The sequence below is a fragment of the Colwellia sp. RSH04 genome (assembly GCF_003545765.1).
Lineage (GTDB): Bacteria > Pseudomonadota > Gammaproteobacteria > Enterobacterales > Alteromonadaceae > Colwellia.
Window position 1 is genome coordinate 1 of the sequence record NZ_QXIO01000059.1, and the last position, 555, is coordinate 555.

Genomic DNA, 555 nt, shown 5'->3' on the forward strand with positions numbered 1-555 from the left:
GGCCTCCAGGGTGACGGTCTCGGCGGCGTCGCGCTTGCGGGCGGTCTCCAGCATCAGGGCGCGGGCGGCCAGGGCCTCGGTCTTGCTGTCGGCGATCATGCCCTGGATCAGCTGAAACTCGGCGATCGGCTTGCCGAACTGCTTGCGCTCGTTGGCGTAGGCCACGCAGTCGGCGATCAGGCGCTCGGCGACGCCGACGCAGACCGACGAGATGTGCAGGCGGCCGCGATCCAGCACCTGCATCGCCACCTTGAAGCCCTCGCCCTCGCCGCCCAGGCGGTTCTCGACCGGCACGCGGACGTTCTCGAAAATGACGTCGTGGATGTGGGCGCCCTGCTGGCCCATCTTCTTTTCCGACTTGCCCACCGTCAGCCCCGGCAGGTCGCGCGGCACCAGGAAGGCCGAGACGCCGGAGCCGCCCTTCACATCGGGATTGGTGCGGGCCATCACCGTGAACAGGTGCGCCTTGCCGGCGTTGGTGATGAAGCGCTTGGAGCCGTTCAGCACATAGGCGTCGCCGTCGAGGACGGCGCGGGTCTGCACCGCCGCGCTGTC

The 555-nt window shown here is 69.2% G+C and carries 1 protein-coding gene; it reads right to left on the reverse strand.

Annotation, left to right across the window (positions count from 1 at the left end):
• Nucleotides 1-555: acyl-CoA dehydrogenase family protein (locus D1094_RS18475; protein ID WP_182440247.1), on the reverse strand; the 555-nt coding region annotated here is incomplete at both ends.